Origin of the sequence: Actinomadura mexicana (assembly GCF_900188105.1) — a bacterium.
Lineage (GTDB): Bacteria > Actinomycetota > Actinomycetes > Streptosporangiales > Streptosporangiaceae > Spirillospora > Spirillospora mexicana.
The window spans coordinates 420,152-439,376 of the sequence record NZ_FZNP01000001.1 but is presented as its reverse complement, the minus strand read 5'-3'; the positions used below and the strand labels follow the sequence as shown (position 1 = coordinate 439,376).

Annotated in this window: 11 protein-coding genes; 8 read left to right on the top strand and 3 right to left on the bottom strand. The window is 68.8% G+C overall.

Annotation, left to right across the window (positions count from 1 at the left end; translation table 11 throughout):
• Positions 1 to 142: 142 nt before the first annotated feature.
• Complete coding sequence (locus CHC11_RS01860; RefSeq protein ID WP_089309789.1) at positions 143 to 607, bottom strand: hypothetical protein; 465 nt, start codon at positions 605 to 607, stop codon at positions 143 to 145.
• Positions 608 to 1,800: 1,193 nt separating this feature from the next.
• On the opposite strand from CHC11_RS01860, the gene CHC11_RS01855 reads away from it, so the two are divergent.
• Genes CHC11_RS01855 through CHC11_RS01845 form a run of 3 tightly spaced genes read left to right on the top strand, consistent with a single transcriptional unit; the run spans position 1,801 to position 4,554 of the window.
• Positions 1,801 to 2,439 (top strand): hypothetical protein, encoded by a 639-nt coding sequence (locus CHC11_RS01855; protein ID WP_089309788.1) that lies wholly within the window; start codon positions 1,801 to 1,803, stop codon positions 2,437 to 2,439.
• Between the two features lie 13 nt (positions 2,440 to 2,452).
• Complete coding sequence (locus CHC11_RS01850; protein ID WP_089309787.1) at positions 2,453 to 3,805, top strand: nucleotidyl cyclase domain-containing protein; 1,353 nt, start codon at positions 2,453 to 2,455, stop codon at positions 3,803 to 3,805.
• A complete protein-coding gene (locus CHC11_RS01845; RefSeq protein WP_089309786.1) occupies positions 3,802 to 4,554 on the top strand; it encodes a hypothetical protein in 753 nt (250 codons plus the stop codon). Before CHC11_RS01850 ends, CHC11_RS01845 begins: the two co-directional genes overlap by 4 nt.
• A 24-nt stretch (positions 4,555 to 4,578) precedes the next feature.
• Here CHC11_RS01845 and CHC11_RS01840 read toward each other — a convergent pair whose 3' ends face one another.
• Complete coding sequence (locus CHC11_RS01840) at positions 4,579 to 5,124, bottom strand: ParB N-terminal domain-containing protein (protein WP_089309785.1); 546 nt, start codon at positions 5,122 to 5,124, stop codon at positions 4,579 to 4,581.
• A gap of 15 nt (positions 5,125 to 5,139) precedes the next feature.
• Entirely contained in the window at positions 5,140 to 5,937 is a 798-nt protein-coding gene (locus CHC11_RS01835; RefSeq protein ID WP_143226883.1) for a nucleotidyltransferase domain-containing protein, read from the bottom strand.
• A 398-nt stretch (positions 5,938 to 6,335) separates the two neighbouring features.
• Between CHC11_RS01835 and CHC11_RS01830 the strand changes: the two genes are divergently transcribed.
• The 5 genes from CHC11_RS01830 to CHC11_RS01805 all read left to right on the top strand — a co-directional run bounded on the left by CHC11_RS01830 (position 6,336) and on the right by CHC11_RS01805 (position 19,221).
• Positions 6,336 to 10,373, top strand: coding sequence for an Eco57I restriction-modification methylase domain-containing protein (locus tag CHC11_RS01830; protein WP_089309783.1), 4,038 nt, complete (start codon positions 6,336 to 6,338; stop codon positions 10,371 to 10,373).
• A 215-nt stretch (positions 10,374 to 10,588) separates the two neighbouring features.
• Positions 10,589 to 14,419 carry a DISARM system helicase DrmA gene (gene drmA, locus CHC11_RS01825; RefSeq protein WP_089309782.1) on the top strand — a complete coding sequence of 1,277 codons (3,831 nt, stop codon included), beginning with the start codon at positions 10,589 to 10,591 and terminating at the stop codon, positions 14,417 to 14,419.
• Positions 14,416 to 16,317: a DUF1998 domain-containing protein gene (drmB, locus tag CHC11_RS01820; protein ID WP_089309781.1), complete on the top strand. Its 1,902-nt coding sequence runs from the start codon at positions 14,416 to 14,418 to the stop codon at positions 16,315 to 16,317. The genes drmA and drmB overlap by 4 nt, the downstream gene beginning before the upstream one ends.
• A gap of 271 nt (positions 16,318 to 16,588) precedes the next feature.
• Positions 16,589 to 17,377, top strand: coding sequence for a DISARM system phospholipase D-like protein DrmC (gene drmC, locus CHC11_RS01810; RefSeq protein ID WP_245918658.1), 789 nt, complete (start codon positions 16,589 to 16,591; stop codon positions 17,375 to 17,377).
• Entirely contained in the window at positions 17,374 to 19,221 is a 1,848-nt protein-coding gene (locus CHC11_RS01805; RefSeq protein WP_089309779.1) for an N-6 DNA methylase, read from the top strand. The genes drmC and CHC11_RS01805 overlap by 4 nt, the downstream gene beginning before the upstream one ends.
• Positions 19,222 to 19,225: the final 4 nt, after the last annotated feature.

The following is a 19,225-nucleotide window of genomic DNA, read 5'->3' as shown; positions in this document are numbered from 1 at the left end:
AGCCTCGATCTCCTGTGCGTTCAGCGGGCGCGGCGCACCCCAGACCTTCCAACCGGATAGGGGAAGGGACGAGAACGGGGAGCCTGGCAGTGCCAGGCTCCCCGTTGAACGAGGCCCGATGCTACCGGGCTTCGCAGGTGGGTCAGTTGTCGGCGCGGACGGCGCCGACGACGAGTCCCGCGACCATGCCGCTGAGGGTGAGGAGAACGATCTCGAGGTTGCTGGAGAGGACGCCAGCTGCGAGGGACCCGGTGATGGGGACGACGGCGATGCCGGAGGCGGCCAGGGCGACGCAAACGAGGCAGCCTGCGACCGCCGCGATGGCAATGCCACCGGCGATGCGGGAGAGGAGCTTCCGCCCGCCGGGGGTTTCAGGGCCGTCGTTGGTGCTGAGGAAGACGCCGCCAACAGCGCCGATGATGCCGGCGCTGATGCTGACGATGGCCTTGAGGACGAGGTAGCCGAAGTCACCGGACTCGAAGGGGTCGGCCCCGGCGCGGTGGTGGTCAGCGAGGAAGATGGCCCAGTTCAGGCCCTCGAGGATGCCTCCGAGGATCGCTCCGGCGAGGACACCCAGACCGGTCGAGATCGACTGACGCTTTGTCATGGTGATTCCTTGTTTGGGTCGGGGTGCGCGTGCTTGGCACGTGCACCGGGTGGTTTGTTGAGTGGTCTTGGTTTCACCACTGCTCTGGGACCTACCGTACCGAGCACGGCCCTCCCGGGAACCCCCGACAACGCCGCCCGAAACCGCTCGCACCACCTCCTCAACGCCCCGACACCGTGACGGCACCCCTCAGCACCACCACGAGGCCCGTCACATTGACTTCGCGCGTCCCACGGGCACAGCCCGCCTTCGCGCTGACGCCGTCGTCCCGCCACCGAAGAGTGCCGCCGCCGGCGCCTCCATTCATGGAGTGCCTCCGCAGCCGGGACGCTGCCTCACCGGACGTCGCCGACTCGCCCCTACCGTCCTACGGCGTCGATCTCAGGGCAGGCGTCCGGCATACTGCCGCGTCGCGCTTGGACGCCTTTACCTCCCGGCCGGTCAACCGCAGCGCGACCGCCGCCCGCGGGAAGATGAATGGGAACTGCCCAGGCGTCACGCGGGATGCCGTCCCGCGTCCGTCGGAGTGCGCGAGTCGCGGTGACGCGCGCATCTCGGCCTGGTGGCGGCTGGCCGTCCAGGGAGCCCAGGTGTGCGAGAGCCCCGGCTCCTGCACGGTCGGCGCGCTGACTCCGGCACACCCACGCCGCCGGTCGGAGCGGGCCGCCGGAAGAGGCCGGAACCCTGTGCCAGGCCATGACACGGCGGGTCGCTGACAGGAGCGCTGCACTCGCTGCCGCTGTTGACCCGACTGCGTCGGCGGCGGCGATCGTGCACCGGCTGCGACGGGTTCCTTCTCCGCAGATCAGGCACCTTTCTGAGGCCGCACGCCCAACGCGCACGCCATGCGCAGCCGATACCCGACCAGTCGCCTTCATGGATCGTTCTGCCCGCAATGGCCGCTGTCGGACATCCCTCCGAATCGATCGCAATAGCGCGGATCGCGATGTACGGTCCGGATGGATTTCTTTGCGAGCGCGCAACATCACCTTGCACGGCTGGGAAACAGGAAACGGATCGCGTAACCGCTGGACATGCTCGCAAGGGCATCAAGCGGACAAAGATCTAATAGTGTGTCGGCGTATCGTCCAATGACGGATCGGCTGTCCGCCTCTCATAATGCGGCCTATCATGGGCACGCCATCTCGATCCGGTTTTTCGGATGGGGTAATAAACGGAGAGGGTCATCGCACATGTCGGACTATGCCTGGGATCATTCGGACAACCTCGCGCACCAGGTCAAGGTGACGCAGGAGACCGTGCCCGGCAGGGTCGCACTGACAGCGACCCAGCTCGTCACCCGCGGCGGCACGGACCGGCAGGTTCTGCTGGTCGACCCGCACCCCGGGGGGACGTGGGAGACGTGGATGACCCCCTACTCCTCGCTGGTCCTCGACGAGGACGCGCTGAAGGCCAAGAGCCAGGAACTGGACGAGGAACTACAGTTTCTGAGAATCTCACCCGGCGCTTCTCTCAAAGAGCTCGCCGACTCTCTCGACCAGCTCGCCTCGGTCTACGAGCGGGAGTACCGGCAGGCGCTGGAACAGGACCTCAACAACGTACTGCCCGAGCTCACGGGTGGATGGATCGGCGACCCTTTCTACACCACCTACTCGCTGAAGTTCTCCCACACGTCGCAGAGCTTCACCGCGTACAGGTTCGCTTTCTACCACGCAGACCTCCCGGTGGCCGATGTCGCCATCGACCACCTCTGGGTGGACGTCGACGACTTCAGCACCGTGGAGAAGTCCCCGGCGCAGATCAACGGCAAGGAAGTGGCCTCGAACGTCCCGGTGGCCGTTCGGCAGCTGTTGAGTCACATGAAAGAGTGAGGAGGAGCGTCAGGTGACCTACCAGATCATCGACACCGAGCACGCCCTGACGCGCCTGTCGGAACCCCCTTCGCAGATCTGGGTGATCGCCTCCCTGGAGATCACGGTGCGCCAGGGCGGCAGGACGCACCTCCTCCTGACGTTCCCCAGCTACCCGCTGAAGGGCGGGCGCGTCGCGCCGCCGCACGACGAGGGTTACTGGAGCCCGCCGTTCGTGGCCTACCCCGTGCCCATGACGTTCTCGCCGCCGACCACGGTGGGCTCGCTGCACAAGCTCGCCACCGCGCGGATCACCGACGACGCCATGAAGGCCGACCTCGCCCACCTGGCCTACCAGATGGGCCTGCGGGACATCGAACTGGAGTATCGCGGCTCCTTCTTCGAGCTGAAGAAGTCCCCCCGGTCGCCGGAACTGGTGAAGGCCTACAAGATCGTCCGCTACGGGCTCACCGGCGTGGACGAGGCATGCCTGCGCAACCTCGCCGACCCCGACATGCGTCGCGGCTACGTCTACCTGCCGCTCGACGAGTACGAGGAGATGACCCGGCCCCTCCACAGTTCGCTCCACGGCCGCACCGAACGGTGGTTCCTGGGGAAGCCGCTCATGAGCGACGTGGAGCACATCGTCTCCGACCGCGGGTACCGCGGCATGATGGCGGCGAACGCGATCGACATCGACACGACGCTGTTCTCCCGCCGCGAGACCGGAATCCTTTGCGCGGTCGACCTGGCCGGATACGGCGGTGCCCTGAGATACGCGCGGGAGAACATGCACTCCTTCCGGGAGACGTCCGACGTCATCCAGGAGACATTCCGCAAGTCCGTCGCCACGCGCTTCGACCGGATGCTGGCGCGGCTCGGCACGACCCAGGTGCAGACCGCGGGAGACGGCTTCGTCGCCGCCTTCCCGCGACGGTCCTTCGAGAGCGCCGCCGACACGGTCGACGAACTCCTGGAGGAATGGCGCGCCGTGGTCCGCCGCATCGACGACCTGAATGAGGCGATCAGGAACCCCCAGTACCGGGTCGGGTCCCGGATGGCCCTGCACTACGGCGAGTACGAGTACGGGCGTGTCAGCGGCGTCGGGAGCTTCGCCCTGGCGTTCGACGGCGCGGCGATCATCGAGGTGTGCCGGCTGGAGCAGGCGCTGGCGATCGCCATGCGGGAGGGCCTCGCGCCCGTGGGCGCCGCCCAGCCCACCGCGCTCGCTCCCCGCCAGAACAACCTCCTCATCAGTCCCGACATGCGGGACGTTCTCGGAAGCCGCTGGCGCCCGCGCGACGACGGGTACCATCACCTCGGCGAGCTCGACCTCGTGGCGAAGGAGTTCATCGGCCACGGCCACGTCTGGCAGGTCGAGGCATGAACCGGCCGCCGCTCCTCGCCCCGGGTGAGCCGGCCGAGTCGCTCGCGCGTACGCTGCGCGGAGCGGCACTCGATGCCCGAAGCCTGGCCTTCGACCTGGTGGCCGAGGTCGCCAAGACCCTCGACACCGGCGACCAGCGCGCCGCCGCCCTCGTGGAACGCCGCGCCCGCATCCATGCCAACGGGTTCCTCAAGTTCGTTCTCGTGGCATCGGACGAATGGTCGTCGCGTGAACTGACCGGGCACAAGCTCGTCCTGCACGCCTGGCACGACTCGACGGCCGGCGGCGGCGAGAACGTCCACGACCACCGATGGTCGTTCTGGAGCACGCTCTTATGCGGTCGGCTGCGCTGGGAGAGCTACTCGCATTCCACACGGACCGGGGCCGCCCCCACCCACGTGGCATGCGAATACCGCAGCCCGGGTGAGGCCGCCGCCTACGAGATGCTGCCGCGAGGCCCCGCCGCGCTGGACTGCGGGTTCACCACCACGATGTCGGCGGGCACGACGGTCCACCTGAGCGAGACCGAACTGCACAAGGTCGCCAGGGCCGGGCCCGGCCTGGCCGCGACACTGTTCCTCCAGGGCCCTCCCGTGCGTTCCGCGACCAACGTCTACATCCCCGTCTCCGGCGAGCGGACGCGGCCGGAGACCATCCTGCGGAAAGGCAAGATCAAGGAGAGGGTCGAGCACCTGCCGGCCGACCGGGTACGGCAGCTGATCAAGGATCTGCTCGACAGGCCGCGCTGACACCACCCGGCGTCCGGAAACGGATCATGTTCCCTCACCGGGTCGGCGGCGCAGTTCCCTGCGCACCGCCGCTTCAAGGCCGCCCGCGTCACCGACCCGCCGGAAAACCTCCGGCCGCAGATTGCGGAACATCATCTCCGGCGGCCGATGCTCCGAACTGAGCCCGATGTCCCCCAGCGCGCAGACGTCCCCAGGAGGAGTCGGCAGCTCACCCGACACGACGAACAACCGGACATGGCGGATCCCTGCCCGATGAGCCGCCAGCAGTCGGTGCACCCCGTCGATGAGCACGAGGTGCGTCCCGTGCTCCTCGGCGACGGGAGGAACGAGGAACGAGCGCTCGCCTTGGCCGACCAAGCGGACCGGCACATAGGGCGCTGTCTGCGCGCCCCGGTAGAGCTGCAAAAGCTCCTCAGCCGAGTCGAGCCGCTGCCGTCGCGCCACATGGACGATCGACCGCACATCAGCGAGCCGGACCTCCCGCCACGTCAGGCGCGCTTCGTTGTAAGGGACGGGCCACATGGCGGCCAACGCGGACGCGACCACCGGCCGGATGCCCTCCGGCTCCACTGGCTCCACAGTGCCCTACCGGCCTTCCATCGCTTCGATCGAAGCGTACAACTGTGAGACCAAGGCCCTCTCTACCTCCGCTGCGAGCCCGTCCGTGTCCTCGATCGCCTTGACGCATACCTCGCCCAGTTGCCGATGGATTATTTGAAGCTCGTCCTCCGCGAGGGCTCCGGCGACCCCGGGCGCGAGATGGGCCGCCGGATCCGTCAACGCCTCGTCGGCCACGCAATGGCTGAACCACCAGGATCCGCGCATGCCCAGCAGCAGGTTCACGACCTTAGACATCCGGTAGCGGGCCTGGACCGTGCGGCCACGGGCGGCGCTCTTGGTGACTCCCGCGTACTCCGATGCCAGCTGCACCGCCATCCGGACCGCGTGCGCCTCCCGGGTCTCGCGCTTCCGGCTCTCCGCGAGAAGAGTCTGGTTCAGCGCGTCGAACCGGCCGCCCGGGTCCCAGCGGATGTCCGTCCCCTCGCGCAGGGGCGTCGAGGGGCCCGCCCCGTCCTCGAAGAACAGGTCGCAGAGGCCGATCTCGCTGCTCATGACGGTGTACTTCAAACCGAACTCCGGGACGAGCACGGGGTATGTCACTGCCGTGCGTCCTGGGAGCAGACCGGTGAGATGGTCTGGCGGCGTCCGGTAAAGCGCGGTGAGCTCTTCCGGAGTGACCAGAAAAAAGAGATCGACGTCCGAAAGCCCGTCAGCCGTCCCCCTGCCGTGAGATCCGCCGACGGCGATTCCGAGAACCTTCCCTGTCGCGCTTGAAGCCTGGATGAACGGGACGAGCCATCCGGGATCAGCACTACTCGTCATTCACCATCTCTAGCGCAGATGATGACTTTCGGTCAATGAGCGGATTCGACCTCCCTTCCGGCCGGCTGCCGAACACGGCCGAACAGGCGCGTGGAGACGGCAGCGAGGGGGTGCGGGCGCCCGGCGCCGGTGTCGGAGGAGCTTCTGTGGGCGGGCGACCAGCGGGCTCGTCGATGGAACACGAGGTTAGCCGTATATATCCGAGGCGACGGATTGTCTTGCTTCGAGGCAAGTTTGTGAACGGCGCAATGACGTCGGGCTGACGCGAGTGCCGTGATAGGCACACGACCGTATGTGGTCTCGTGGTTGATCGTATTGGGCGGAACAGGCACCATCTCGAATGTGCCCCCCGCCTCAAGTGCGTGACTTTGTCATGCGGAGGTGAAAGGGGCCGGTGAATGGCGCGGTTCACCAGGCGGACGGAAGACTTCGACCACACGAACTGGCTCGGGCTGATCGACGTCTCCGGCCCGTTTCTCAGCCTGCCCGTCCTCCGCCGCACCTGGCCCGCCCTCGACGCGCTGGAGGCGCCCGTCCGCGAGCGCCTCCGCGTGGAGCACGCCGCCCTCCCCGGACGACCGTGGATCGACTACGTCCTGACCGAACTTCTCGGCTGGGGAGAGCTCGTCCGGTTCGAGGACGAGGTGAGCGGCCTCGCCATGGACGTCCCCGCCTACGACACCACGGTGACGCCGTCCTTCGCGCTGCACGAGCCGGGTGCGGAGGCCGATACGGACGCGAAGTCGACCCGCGTTCTCGGGCTCGTCTGCGACGCCCACCCCAACCAGCGGATCAAGAGTTCGGACTGGCCGGCCACCCCGGTCGACAGGCTCGCCCAGCTGTGCCGCCACCACGAGGTCGAACTCGGCCTCTGCACGGACGGACGCTGGTGGGCTCTCGTCTGGGCGCCGCGAGGCGGCGTGACCACGACGGCCGTGTTCGACTCGGCCGGCTGGCACGAGGCCGCGGAACGCGATGTCGTCCGCGCGTTCGTCTCCCTCCTCGGCCGGACCCGCTTCTTCGGCGTCCCCGAGGAGGAGACGCTGCCCAAGCTCCTGGACGCGAGCAAGGACAGCCAGGAGGACATCACAGAGGCCCTCGGCGTCCAGGTCCGCCAGGCCGTCGAACTGCTGGTCTCCGCCATCGGACGCATTCACGGCACCGACCTCGCCCGGGGCGGCCCAGGTATCGGTGACATCCCCGCCCACGAGGTCTACCGCGGCGCCGTGGTCGTGATGATGCGTGTTGTGTTTCTTCTCTTCGCGGAAGAGCGCGGACTCCTTCCCTCGGACAAAGAGCTCTACCGGAAGTCATATTCAGTGGGACGCCTTTGCGCCGAACTTGAAGGTCGTGTCCGAGACGGCAGTGAAGAAGACCTGGAGCATACCCACGCCGGCTGGTCCCGACTCCTCGCCCTCTTCAATGCCGTGTACTACGGCGTCGATCACCTTGACATGCCCATGCAGGGGCATGACGGCTCCATATTCGACGCCGATCTGTACCCGTGGCTTCCGACCGTTGTCGACGACCGTACGGTCCTGCACATTCTCCAGGCCGTGCAGTACGTCCAGATCGGCGCGGGAAAGTCACGCGAACGCCGCAGACTGTCCTTCCGGACGTTGGCGGTCGAGGAGATCGGGTACGTCTACGAGGGGCTCCTCTCCCACGATGGCTTCTACGCGACCGAGACGTTTCTCGGACTCATCGGAAAAGCGGGCCTTGAGGAAGAAGTCGCTCTCAGCGCCTTGGAGGACATCGCCGCCTCCTGCCCGGACGTCGCCACACTCGCCGACAAGCTCGCGACCGAGTACAAGAAGTCCAGGATCGGCTCTGCCAAGGCCCTGGAAAAGCGGCTCGCGAAGCTGCCTGACGCCGACGCGCAGGAGGCCCGCCGGAAACTGCTCGCTGTCACGATGGGCGACCATGACCTGACCGAACGTCTCCTGCCGTTCTTCAACCTCGTTCGCCGGGACCTCCGTGACCTGCCGGTGGTCATACTGACGGACGCCCTTTATGTCACCGAGTCGTCCGTCCGGAAGAACACGGGTGCCCACTACACGCCCAGCTTCCTCGCCAAGCAGGTCGTCGAAGGCGCACTGGAGCCGCTCGTCTACTCACCGGGCCCGCTCCAGACCTCGGACACCAAGCGCTGGAAGCCCAGGTCCTCGGACGAGATCCTCTCGCTGAAGGTCGCCGACATCGCCATGGGCTCGGCCGCCTTCCTGGTCGCAGCATGCCGCTACCTCGCCAACCACCTCGTCAGCGCATGGATCCAAGAAGGAGACGAACGCGCACGCGTCTACAGCGCCGACCCGACTGACCACACGATTGACGCCGACGCCGACCCGGTGCTGATCAACGCTCGGCGTCAGGTCATCGAGCACTGCCTCTACGGTGCGGACGTCAACGCGATGGCCGTGGAGATGGCGAAGCTGTCGCTGTGGCTGGTGTCGATGGACCCGCACAAGCCGTTCACGTTCCTGGACGACCGCCTCGTCGTCGGCGACTCCCTGCTGGGCATCACGTCGCTCGACCAGCTCGAAGTCATGCACATGGACGCCGAGCGCGGCCGGAACCTCCACGAGGACGAAAGCGCCCTGTTCGACCTGACCACCGGCATCCGCGAACTGGTCGGCCGCGTCGCGGACAAGCGCCGCCGCATCGTCGGCATCGACGGCACCGACTTGGACAGGCTCAGAACGAAGCGGGCCATGCTCGCCGAGGCGGAGAAGGACCTCGAACGCGCCCGCCTTTTCGCCGACCTCACCACCGCCTCGGCCCTGGCCCATGCGGGTAGGGGGGCAAAGGGCCTGGACACCGCCTCCAACCTGGCCGTCACCGAAGCCAGGAAGGCCATGTCCGACGACGAGGCCGGCGAACTCGCCGCCCGCCGCCAACGCGACACGTGGCTGCGCACCGACCTCCCTTCGGGAGCCTTCGAGCGCCACCCCATCCACTGGCCCCTGACCTTCCCCGAGGTCTTCGGCAACGGCGGCTTCGACGCCATCATCGGCAACCCACCCTTCCTGGGCGGGTCAAAGATCAGTGGATCTCTGGGCGCCTCGTACCGTGAAAACCTGGCGGAGATCGTCGCCAGGGGAGCTAAAGGGAACGCTGACCTGGTCGGGTATTTCACGCTGCGCATCCATAATCTGCTGAAGTGCGGCGTTGGTCAGGTGGGTCTAATCGCAACGAATACCCTTGCTCAAGGAGATACGCGTGAAGTCTCCCTCGATCGGCTTGTACAGCAGGGTGTGGCGATCAGGAGGGCGATCAAGAGCAAGCCGTGGCCATCGAAGAGTGCTGCGCTCGAATATAGTGCGATCTGGACGACGCTGAGTTCTCTGGCGGAGAGTGTGGTATGTGACCTGGATGGCGCTGTAGTGCCTGGAATCTCTTCGTCGCTAACCTCTAGATCGAGAGTTTCCGGTTCTGTCATGCGTCTCGCAGCTAATAGCGGCCGGTCCTTCTCTGGAAGTAAGATCGACGGAATCGGCTTCACGATGTCAGCGGCCGCCGCACGAGCGATGATTTCTAGAGACGCCTGTAACGAGGAAGTGCTGCTGCCGTATGTCAACGGTCAGGACGTCACCTCAAATCCGGACCTGGCGGGCAGTAGGTGGGTAGTAAATTTCCGCAATTGGCCCAGGGAAAAGGCAAGCCTGTACTCGGAGCCGTACGAGCAGGTGCTCCAATTCGTTAAGCCGCAGCGCGATGGTAACAATCGCAAGGCACGTCGGGAACGGTGGTGGCAGTATGCGGAGCGTGCTCCCGGTCTGTACGACGCGCTCCTCGGGTTGGATCGGGCCCTTGTGATCGCGCTCGTCAGCAAGAATGTTCTGCCGGTCTTGCTGCCGACCGGGCAGGTTTTCTCGCACATGCTTGGCGTTTTCGCGACGGACGACACCGCCATGCTGGCCCTGCTGAGCAGTGCGCCGCACTACCGATGGACGCTCTTGCGGGCCTCGACGATGAAGACCGACGTGCGGTACACGCCGTCGGACGTGTTCGAGACGTTGCCGTTGCCGGGGATGACGGCCGAGATGCGGGCGCTGGGGGATCGGCTGGACCGGTATCGGCGGGATCTCATGCTGGCGCGGCAGGCCGGGCTCACCCAGACCTACAACATGGTGCACGACCCAAGGTGCACGGACACCGGCATCGTGGAGCTTCGCCAGATCCACGAGATGATCGATGAGGCGGTGTGCCGGGCCTACGGGTGGGACGACCTGATCCCGCAGCTTGACCACGGGCACCACGATGTCGGCCGCGAGACGCGATACACCGTAGGGCCCGCCGTCCAGCGAGAGCTGGTGGACCGGTTACTGGAGCTGAACCACGAGCGCTACGCCGCCGAGGTCGCCGCCGGACTCCACGACACGAAGATCAAGAAGGCGCGGCCTGTTAGGGCCGCCGACCAGGGCGGCCTCTTCTAGAGGGGCCGCCGGATCAGGCTGGTGCCAAGCTCGGCGGTCGAACGCGAAGGGCCGCCTCTGCCTGTGCGAGCGGGGGTCGGCCCCGCTGCCCGGGGCCCGCTGTTCATGTTGGCCGCTTTCGGTCGGGAGGGTGCCTGTTCTTCGATCTGTGGCCGGAGGGTCGGCGGGCTGTGCTTGTGTAGCGAGTACACGACATCGACTGCCGGAGGCGCGGCGTGGTTGAGGATGACGGGGGGCTGTTCCCGCAGCCGGGGGACGTGCAGCTCTCGCTGGCCAAGGGGGAGCCGGCCGAGGCGAAGGCGCCGCTTGACGTGCCGCAGGTGTTCGCGGAAGGCACGTCGTATCAGGTCCGCGACGAGCTGGAGAAGCTCGTTCGGGACGACCTGCTGGGGCCCTGGGGCGGCCCTGAGGAGGAGTTCGCGCCCAAGGCGATGGGGCCGCGCGAGCGTTACCTCGTCGGGATGCTCGGACCGCGGCCTTCGCCGGCTTCCACGATCGAGAGCGCGGGCGACATGCCCGATCCCGAGGCCGGGACGGGCGGCGACGCGGCCGAAGGACAGCTTCCCGAAGTCCTCAGCCCGCAGACGCTCGGCAAGATCTGGGCGTCCTCGATGGGCCTGTCGTTCTGCGTCCCCGGCGACGTGGACGCGGTCGTGGTCAAGGCCGAGTGGGGGCACTACGAGCAGCGCGAGCAGGAGGACGAGGAAGGAAAGAAGGTCCGCGTCTGGTCGCGTGAGCCGCGCGATCGCGAGAAGGAGGTGCGGCTCGACGCCGAGGAGTCGTACAAGATTCCCCTGACGGGGGAGCATGAGGACGCGCCCGGCGTGCTGCTCAGCGTGAGCGTCCGCCCCAGGGACGGCAGGCGCGTCGTCGAGGTCGCCCTCGTGAACCAGCAGAGCGAACCCGAGACCAACAAGGACACCGCCTGGCTCTTCCAGCCCGAACTGACCGTGACGGCGCTCGACGGAGCCAAGGCGATCTTCCTTCCCGTGGACGACCCCGCCGACGACCTTCATGCGGTCGGGGACGATACGGAGGAACTGCACCTGCGGTTGCTCTACCGGAACGAACGGCGCTACGCCGCCGGGCGCAATGTCGCCGTCCATGCCGCTGTGGCCGAGGGGCGGCGAACGGCGCACCGGCTCACCACGACCTGGCTGCCGGTCTACAACGTGCCCGCCACGATCGCGCCGACCGGGCCGGGTACCCCGCTCGAACACGTCGAGATGTCGATGGACGTCCTCGCGGAGGCCGCGCCCGAGCAGCTCGAACATGCGCTGCGGCCCCTGGTCGGCGGATACGCCACCTGGCTGAGCGAGAGGGAGGCGGAGATTCCGGGGCTGCCGGCTCCGCTGCGGGAGGCAGCGAGCAAGGCCGTCCATCAGGCCCGCAGGGCGGTGAACCGCATCGCCGCAGGGGTGACGCTACTGTCCGACCCGACCAGCCCGCGGCACAGGGAAGCCCTGGCCGCCTTCCATTTCGCGAACGAGGCGATGGCCCTCCAGCGCCGCCACACCGCCGTCGCGCCGCTGCGGGAGGAGGGGCTCGGATACGACGAAGCCCTGGCGCGCGTCAACGCACGGGGAAAAGCGGCCGCGAGTTGGCGGCCGTTCCAGCTGGCCTTCGTCCTGCTCAACCTTCCGTCGCTGACCGACCCGAGCCACCCGGAGCGCGCCGCCGACCACACCGCGCTCGTCGACCTGCTGTTCTTCCCGACCGGCGGCGGCAAGACCGAGGCCTACCTCGGGCTGACCGCCTACACGTTCGCGATCCGGAGGCTGCAGGGCACCCTGGGGACCGCGGAAGACGCCCGCGACGGAACGGCGGGTGTCGCCGTGCTCATGCGGTACACGCTGAGGCTGCTCACCGCGCAGCAGTTCCAGCGGGCCGCCGCCCTCGTGTGCGCCGCCGAGACCATCCGCCGGGAGGATCCCGCCACCTGGGGAGACGAGAGGTTCCGCATCGGGCTCTGGGTCGGCGCGGGCGTGTCGCCCAACTGGTTCGACGATGCCAAGGACCAGGTCATCGAGGCGCGCGACCAGGGCAGCGGCCACCGGGCCAACGTTCTGCAGACGCTCGCCTGCCCCTGGTGCGGCGAGGTGCTGCGGGCCGAACGCGACCTCCACATCGACGACGACCGGCGCCGCATCCTGCTGTACTGCCCGCGCGGAGAAGGGGACGCCTGCCCGTTCTCCCGCAGGCTGGCCAACCATGAGGGCCTCCCGATCCTCACCGTGGACGAGGAGATCTACCGGTACGCGCCCAGCCTCGTCATCGCCACCGTCGACAAGCTCGCCCAGCTTCCCTGGAAGGGCTACGCCGGAGTGCTCTTCGGACGCACCCGGAGCCACTGCGACCGGCACGGCTTCCGTCACGACGACCTCGACGAGAAGACCGGCTGCGCAGGCAAGCACAACAGGAAGGGCGCGCTGCCCGCGGTCAGCGCCCGGCCGGTCGTCAGGCTCCGCCCGCCCGACCTGATCATTCAGGACGAGCTGCACCTCATCTCCGGTGCGCTCGGCACCACGGTGGGCCTGTTCGAGGCGGCCGTGGCGGAGCTGTCGTCCTGGAAGTCCGAGGGGCGCCGCACCGGCCCGAAGATCGTCGCCTCCACCGCCACCACCAAGCGGGCGCACGAGCAGGTCCGCGGCGTCTTCGGCCGCGAGCTGGCCGTGTTCCCGCCACAGGTCATCGATGTCGCAGACACGTTCTTCTCCCGCCAGGTGCCGGTCACCGAAAGGACCCCCGGCCGGCGCTACCTCGGAATCTGCGCCCACGGAGTCCGTATCAAGTCCGCCGAGATCCGGCTCGCCGAGATCCTCCTGCTGGCGGGCCAGACGCTCTTCGACAAGTACGGCGAGCCCGCCGACCCGTACATGACCATGGTCGGCTACTTCAACGCCACCCGCGAGCTGGCCGGCATGCGCCGCTACCTGGACGACGATGTGACCACGCGCGTCCGCCGCCATGGCAGGGCCAAGGGACTGTCGGACCGCATCGTCCAGCGCGGCGGCATGCTCACCATCCAGGAGCTCACGTCCCGGATCTCCTCCGGTGACATCAGCGATGTCCTCAAGTTGCTGGAGCACGGCTACGACCCCGACATCGACACCAGCCGCCGCCGCACCGAGATCGTGGCGGACATGCGGCGCTTCTACCAGGAGCAGCGGGACTCGAAAGTGAAGGCCGCTCCGCGGCATCCGCTCACCGACCGCTTCTACGAACGGGCCCATGTCGAACTCCAGCCGGTGGATGTCGTGCTCGCGACGTCCATGCTCCAGGTCGGCGTGGACGTGTCCCGCTTCGGCCTGATGGTGATGGTCGGCCAGCCCAAGAACACCGCGGAGTACATCCAGGCGTCGTCCCGGGTGGGGCGCGACGCCGAACGGCCCGGCCTCGTCGTCACCCTCTACAACTGGTCCCGGCCCCGCGACCTCGCCCACTACGAGGACTTCGAGCACTACCACTCGACCTTCTACCGGCAGGTCGAGGCACTGTCGGTCACCCCGTACACCCGCCGCTCCCTCGACAGGGGCACGGCGGGGACGCTCGTCGCAGCCGTCCGGCACGCCGCCGACGACTTCTCCCGCAACCACGACGCGTTCGACGTCTACCGCTCCGACCCGCGCGTCGAGGAGATCGTCGACCGGATGCTGGGCCGCGCCGAAGCCGTCGCGGGCCAGCGTGGACGCGGCTACCTCCAGGAGCGCATCGAGGTCGTCCTCGACGCGTGGGAGGACCGGAAGACGGGCGGCAGCGTCCGGCTCGGCTACCAGGACGGCACCTGGAACAAGCAGACGATCAAGGGGCTGCTCCGCCCGGCCGGCAACGGCCGGTGGGAGACCACGACCGCCGGCATGTCCATGCGGGAGACCGAGAACGAGATCAACCTGCTGTTCCCCGGCGGGGAGGGCATCTTCCATCCCGTCTACAACGAGCCGGAGTGGTCGTTCGGCCCGCCCGCCGACCCGGACGCGGACGAGCCCGAGGGCGACGAGCTCGGCCAGTCCACCTTCGACGCGCCGAACGTCAGGGAGACCCGATGACCGAGACCGCGTTCTTTCGCCGCCGCGTCGGCAGCGTCCGCCCGAGCCACCTGATGTTCACCTCGGGTGTCGGGGCGCTGATCGACCTGCCGAACTTCTCCGTCCTGGTCAAGGGCCTGGACGACTGGAGCCATCAAGGACTGCCCGAGGCGATGCCGATCGCCGAGCCCCGGCTGCTCGCCGCCGTCCAGCAGAGCATCGGCAAGAGCGTCCAGAAGCTGATGCCCGCCCCCTGGATGGAGGGCCTCGACAAGGACCCGACCGGTCCGGCGTCCAGGGTCGGCGTGCCCGTCGCGCCGTTCCCCGGCTGGCTGCGCTGCACCGCCTGCAACGAACTGGGCGGCATCGACTCACGGGTCTTCGGCTTCGAGAACACCAAGGCCCGAAAACCGCACGAGGCACGCTTCTACCACGACAAGTGCAAGAAGAAGCGCAAGCCGCTGGCGGTCGCCGCCCGATTCGTTCTGTCGTGCACGAGGGGGCATCTCGACGACTTCCCCTACGCCCACTTCGTCCACCGCGGCGGGACGTGCCCGAACGCCAGCCATCCGCGGCTGCTGATGGACGACAGGGGCGGCAACCTCGGCGCCAACGTCGAGATCAAATGCGTCAACTGCGGTGAGCGCCGCAACATCCGCGACGCGCAGGGAAAGCGCGGCGAGGAGAACCTGCCGCGCTGCCGCGGCCGCCATCCCCACCTGGCCACCTTCGACCCGCAAGGCTGCGTCGAGGCCCCGAAACTGCTGATCGTCGGTGCTTCCAACCAGTGGTTCGCCAAAGGGCTCGCCGCCCTGGCGGTCCCGCCGTCCGGCGCGAGCGCACTGGACGCCAAGGTCGAGCAGCGATGGGACGCGATCAAGGACCTTCCCGAGACGATGTACACGTGGGCGAGGGAGAACGCGCCCGCGTTCAAGGAACTCGATCAGTGGGCCGACGAGGAGATCGCCCAGGCGGTCGCCAGGCATCGCGCCAAGCTCGCCGGAGCCGGCGACGGGAGTACGGCCAAGAACCCGGACTTGCGCACCGCCGAATGGGAGGTCTTCTCCGCGGAGAAGCTGCCCGACCCGAACCTCGACTTCACCCTCCGGCGCGGTTGTCCACCCGTCCCGGACGAGCTGACCGGCATCTATCAGGACGTCGTGCAGGCCGAGCGACTCCGCGAGGTGCGGGCGCTGATCGGGTTCACCCGCCTGGACGCCCCCGACCCCGAGGACCCCGAGCTCGTGAAGCTCGCCCGCCTCGCCCGCTCGAACCCGTCCTGGGTCCCGGCCAGCGAGGTCCGCGGCGAGGGCATCTTCCTCAAGGTCTCCGAAGATCTCCTCCAGGCGTGGGAGCAGCGCGTCGAGAAATCCGAAGCGGTGCGCCTGCACCAGGAGGCGTACGCGCGGCACCGCCGCAACCGCTACTCCGACCGCATCGCGACCATGGCGGACTTCGACGAGATGGCGCACTGGCCCGGCGCCCGTTTCATCGCCCTTCACACCCTCTCCCACCTGCTGATCCGCACCATCGCCCTCGAATGCGGTTACAGCTCGGCGAGCCTGTCGGAACGCATCTACTCCGGGACGGAGGACGACCCGCACCGCAGCGGCATCCTCATCTACACCGCCGTCCCCGATGCGGAGGGCACGCTCGGCGGGTTGGTCTCGCTCGCCGAACCCGAGCAGCTCGTCCGCCTCACGAGGCGCGCGCTGGCCGACGCGCGGCACTGCTCGTCCGACCCGCTGTGCGCCGAACGCCTCCCGCAGGCCCCCGCCGACTTCCTGCACGGTGCCGCCTGCCACGTCTGCCTGTTCGTGTCGGAGACGACCTGCGAACGCGGCAACCGATTCCTCGACCGCCGCTTCGTCGTCCCCGTCGACGAATCCGACCACGCCCTCTACCCGGAACTGCCATGAGTACGGGCGCCTTGCCGGACGAGCCCTCCCCCGCCGACCCGGACCACGACCAGACCAAGTCCGCCCTCACGTCGATGCCCGCCACGACCGAGCCGCCCAGCCTGACCGGCTTGCCCGCCACGACCGCTGCGACCGCTGCGACCGGTCCGTCCGCCCAGAGCTGTATCTGTGGCCCGAACTCCATACGCCGTACTGGGGGCGCGACCGGCCGGCAGGCGCGACGTGACCAGTGCGGGTTGGGGCGTTTGCGGCTGAGGGGGGCGGTGTGGTCGTGAGCGCCTTGGATGAGGACGACTTCTTCGACGATGACGACATGGGCCCCCTCGACCGGTTCGAGAAGGCCGCTCGCGGGGCCGCCGTCCGGATCGGTCCGGAGAGCCTGCGCACCCTGGCTGACCTTTTCGACCGCCCGGCGCCCTTCTCCGTCATTCGCGCGAGCGACCAGGGCTTCGAGGAGCAGGCGGACGCTCTCATCGCGGCCTCCCAGCAGGAGGATCTGCCCGTGCGCGCCGTCGCCGCCTACCTGCGAGGCGTGGCGGCGGGTCTGGAGACGGCGGCCATACAGGTGGAGCCGGTGTGGAGCGGGCCGACCGAGCACGGCGTCCCCGTCCGGGCCACGGCGCGGGTGCTGGCGCAGATCGTCCGACGCGCCCGTCACGAACTCCTGCTGATGACGTACTCTGCCAAGCCCTACCAGCCGCTGCGGGAGGCACTCGCCGACGCTCTCGGACGGGGCGTCGTCACCAGGATCGTCGTCGAGACCCTCCAGGGTGCGGGCAGCGCGATCTCGGGTGAGGAGCCCGCCGCCGCCTTCCACGGGCTGGGCGTCGAGCTCTGGCACTGGCCCGTCACCCGCAGACCCGAGGAGAGGGGCCGGATGCACGCCAAGATCGCCGTCGCGGACCGCCGCGAACTCTTCGTCTCCAGTGCCAACCTCACCCAGTCCGGGGTCAACAGCAACATCGAGGCCGGGCTGCTGGTCCGTGGCGGCACCGCTCCTGAGCGGGCCGCCGAGCACTTCGACGCGCTGCGCGCCGCCGGGATCCTGGTGCGGCTGTGAAAGAGGACGTCGTGCTCGTCAGCGCCGCCGAGATCGCCCGGCTGACCGGTCTCGGGCGGGCTGCGGTGAGCAACTGGCGGCGCCGGTACGAGGACTTCCCGCAACCGGCCGGCGGCACCGCCAACAGCCCCCTGTTCGCCCTGCCGGACATCGAGTCCTGGCTCACCGGCCAGGGGAGACCCTTGAAACTGACACCCGAGGAACGGCTGTGGCAGCTGCTGCGCACCACGACCGATGACCTCCGCCTCGGCGAACTGGTCGGCGACCTCGGCCTTGACGTCTACTTCCAGGACGGTGCCGGCACCGCCGTCCCAGAGAACCTGCTGGCCGCCGCGCGGGAACTTCGGGAGCGGCGCGGGCCCGGCACCTTCGAGTACCTCGTCCGGCGTCTCGTCGAAGCGCATGCCCGGCGCATCGTTCCGACGCCGGTGGCGACGGCGCGGCTGATGGCCGGGCTCGTCAGGGTGACGGGCCGCACCGTCTACGATCCGGCGTGCGGGCTCGGCGACCTGCTGATCACGGCCCGGGACGGTGGCGCGACCGGGCTGGCGGGGCAGGACCGGCAGGCCTACGGGGTCGGTATCACCCGGACCCGCCTGCACATCCACGGCGCCGGCGATGCGCAGGTCCTCCTCGGGGACTCCCTTACCCGCGACCGGTTCCCGGACGGACGCTTCGACGTCGCCTTGTGCGACCCGCCGTTCGGCGACCGGGCTTGGGGCTACGACGAACTGTCCGGGGACGCCCGCTGGATCCACGGGCTGCCGCCGCGCGGCGAGTCCGAACTCGCCTGGATCCAGCACGTCCTCTGGCACCTGCGGCCCGGCGGCGAGGGCGCCGTGCTCATGCCGCCCGCCGCGGCGCACCGCCGCTCCGGCCGCCGCATCCGGGCCGCCCTACTGCGCACCGGCACCCTGCGCGCCGTACTCGGCCTGCCCGCCGGTGCCGCGGCCGGTTCGCCTGCGGCACCGCATCTCTGGTTGCTGCGCCGCCCCGCCGACGGCGACCCTCTTCCGACCCGCGTGCTGGCCCTGGACGCCGCCGACGAAGACCCCGACGCGGCCGTCTCGCGCTACACCCGGTTCCTGGACGACCCTTCCGATGAGTCCGGCCCCGGCCGCGCGGTCCCGCTGATCGATCTGCTGGACGACGAGGTGGACCTCACCCCGGCGCGCCTCCTGCGCGATGGGGCAGGCATCCTGGCCGGCTACGAGGAGGCGAGGGGGCGGCTCCGAGAGCGGCTGGCCGAGACCAACGCCCTCGCAGGCCGGCTGACGCCGCTCGTGGGGAGCGGCGGGCAGAGCGGCACCACGCTTGGCGAGCTCATCCAGGGCGGCGCGGTCGAGCCGCTGAGCCCACCGCTCACGATGGAACTCGGTGAAGGGGACGTCCCCGTTCTCACCGGCAAGGACATCATCGTCGGGCGCGGCCCGTCCGCACGCACCGTGCACGCGGACGGTCTGCTGATACTCCGCTCCGGGGACGTGGCCGTCGCGCAGACGGGTCGGCGGATCGATCCCCGGGTGATCGACGCCGGGGGCGCCGCGGCGGGGCCGCAGGTGCAGGTCTTCCGGCCCGACACGAGCCGCTGCGACCCGCACTTCCTGGCCTGCTTCCTGCGTGCCGCCGGCTTGACCGGCGGGTCGTCCGCCTCGTCCCGCGCCGACCTGCGCCGGACCCGCATGCCCGTGCTTGCGGTGGAGGAGCAACGCGCCCACGGGGCCGCCTACCGGCGCCTTGCCGAGCTGTCCACGGCAATGCGCGACCTGGCCGACGCGGCGGACCAGACGGTCGCGCTAGGAATCGAGGGCCTCGGTGGCGGCGGGCTTTGTCCCGGCGGTTGAATGG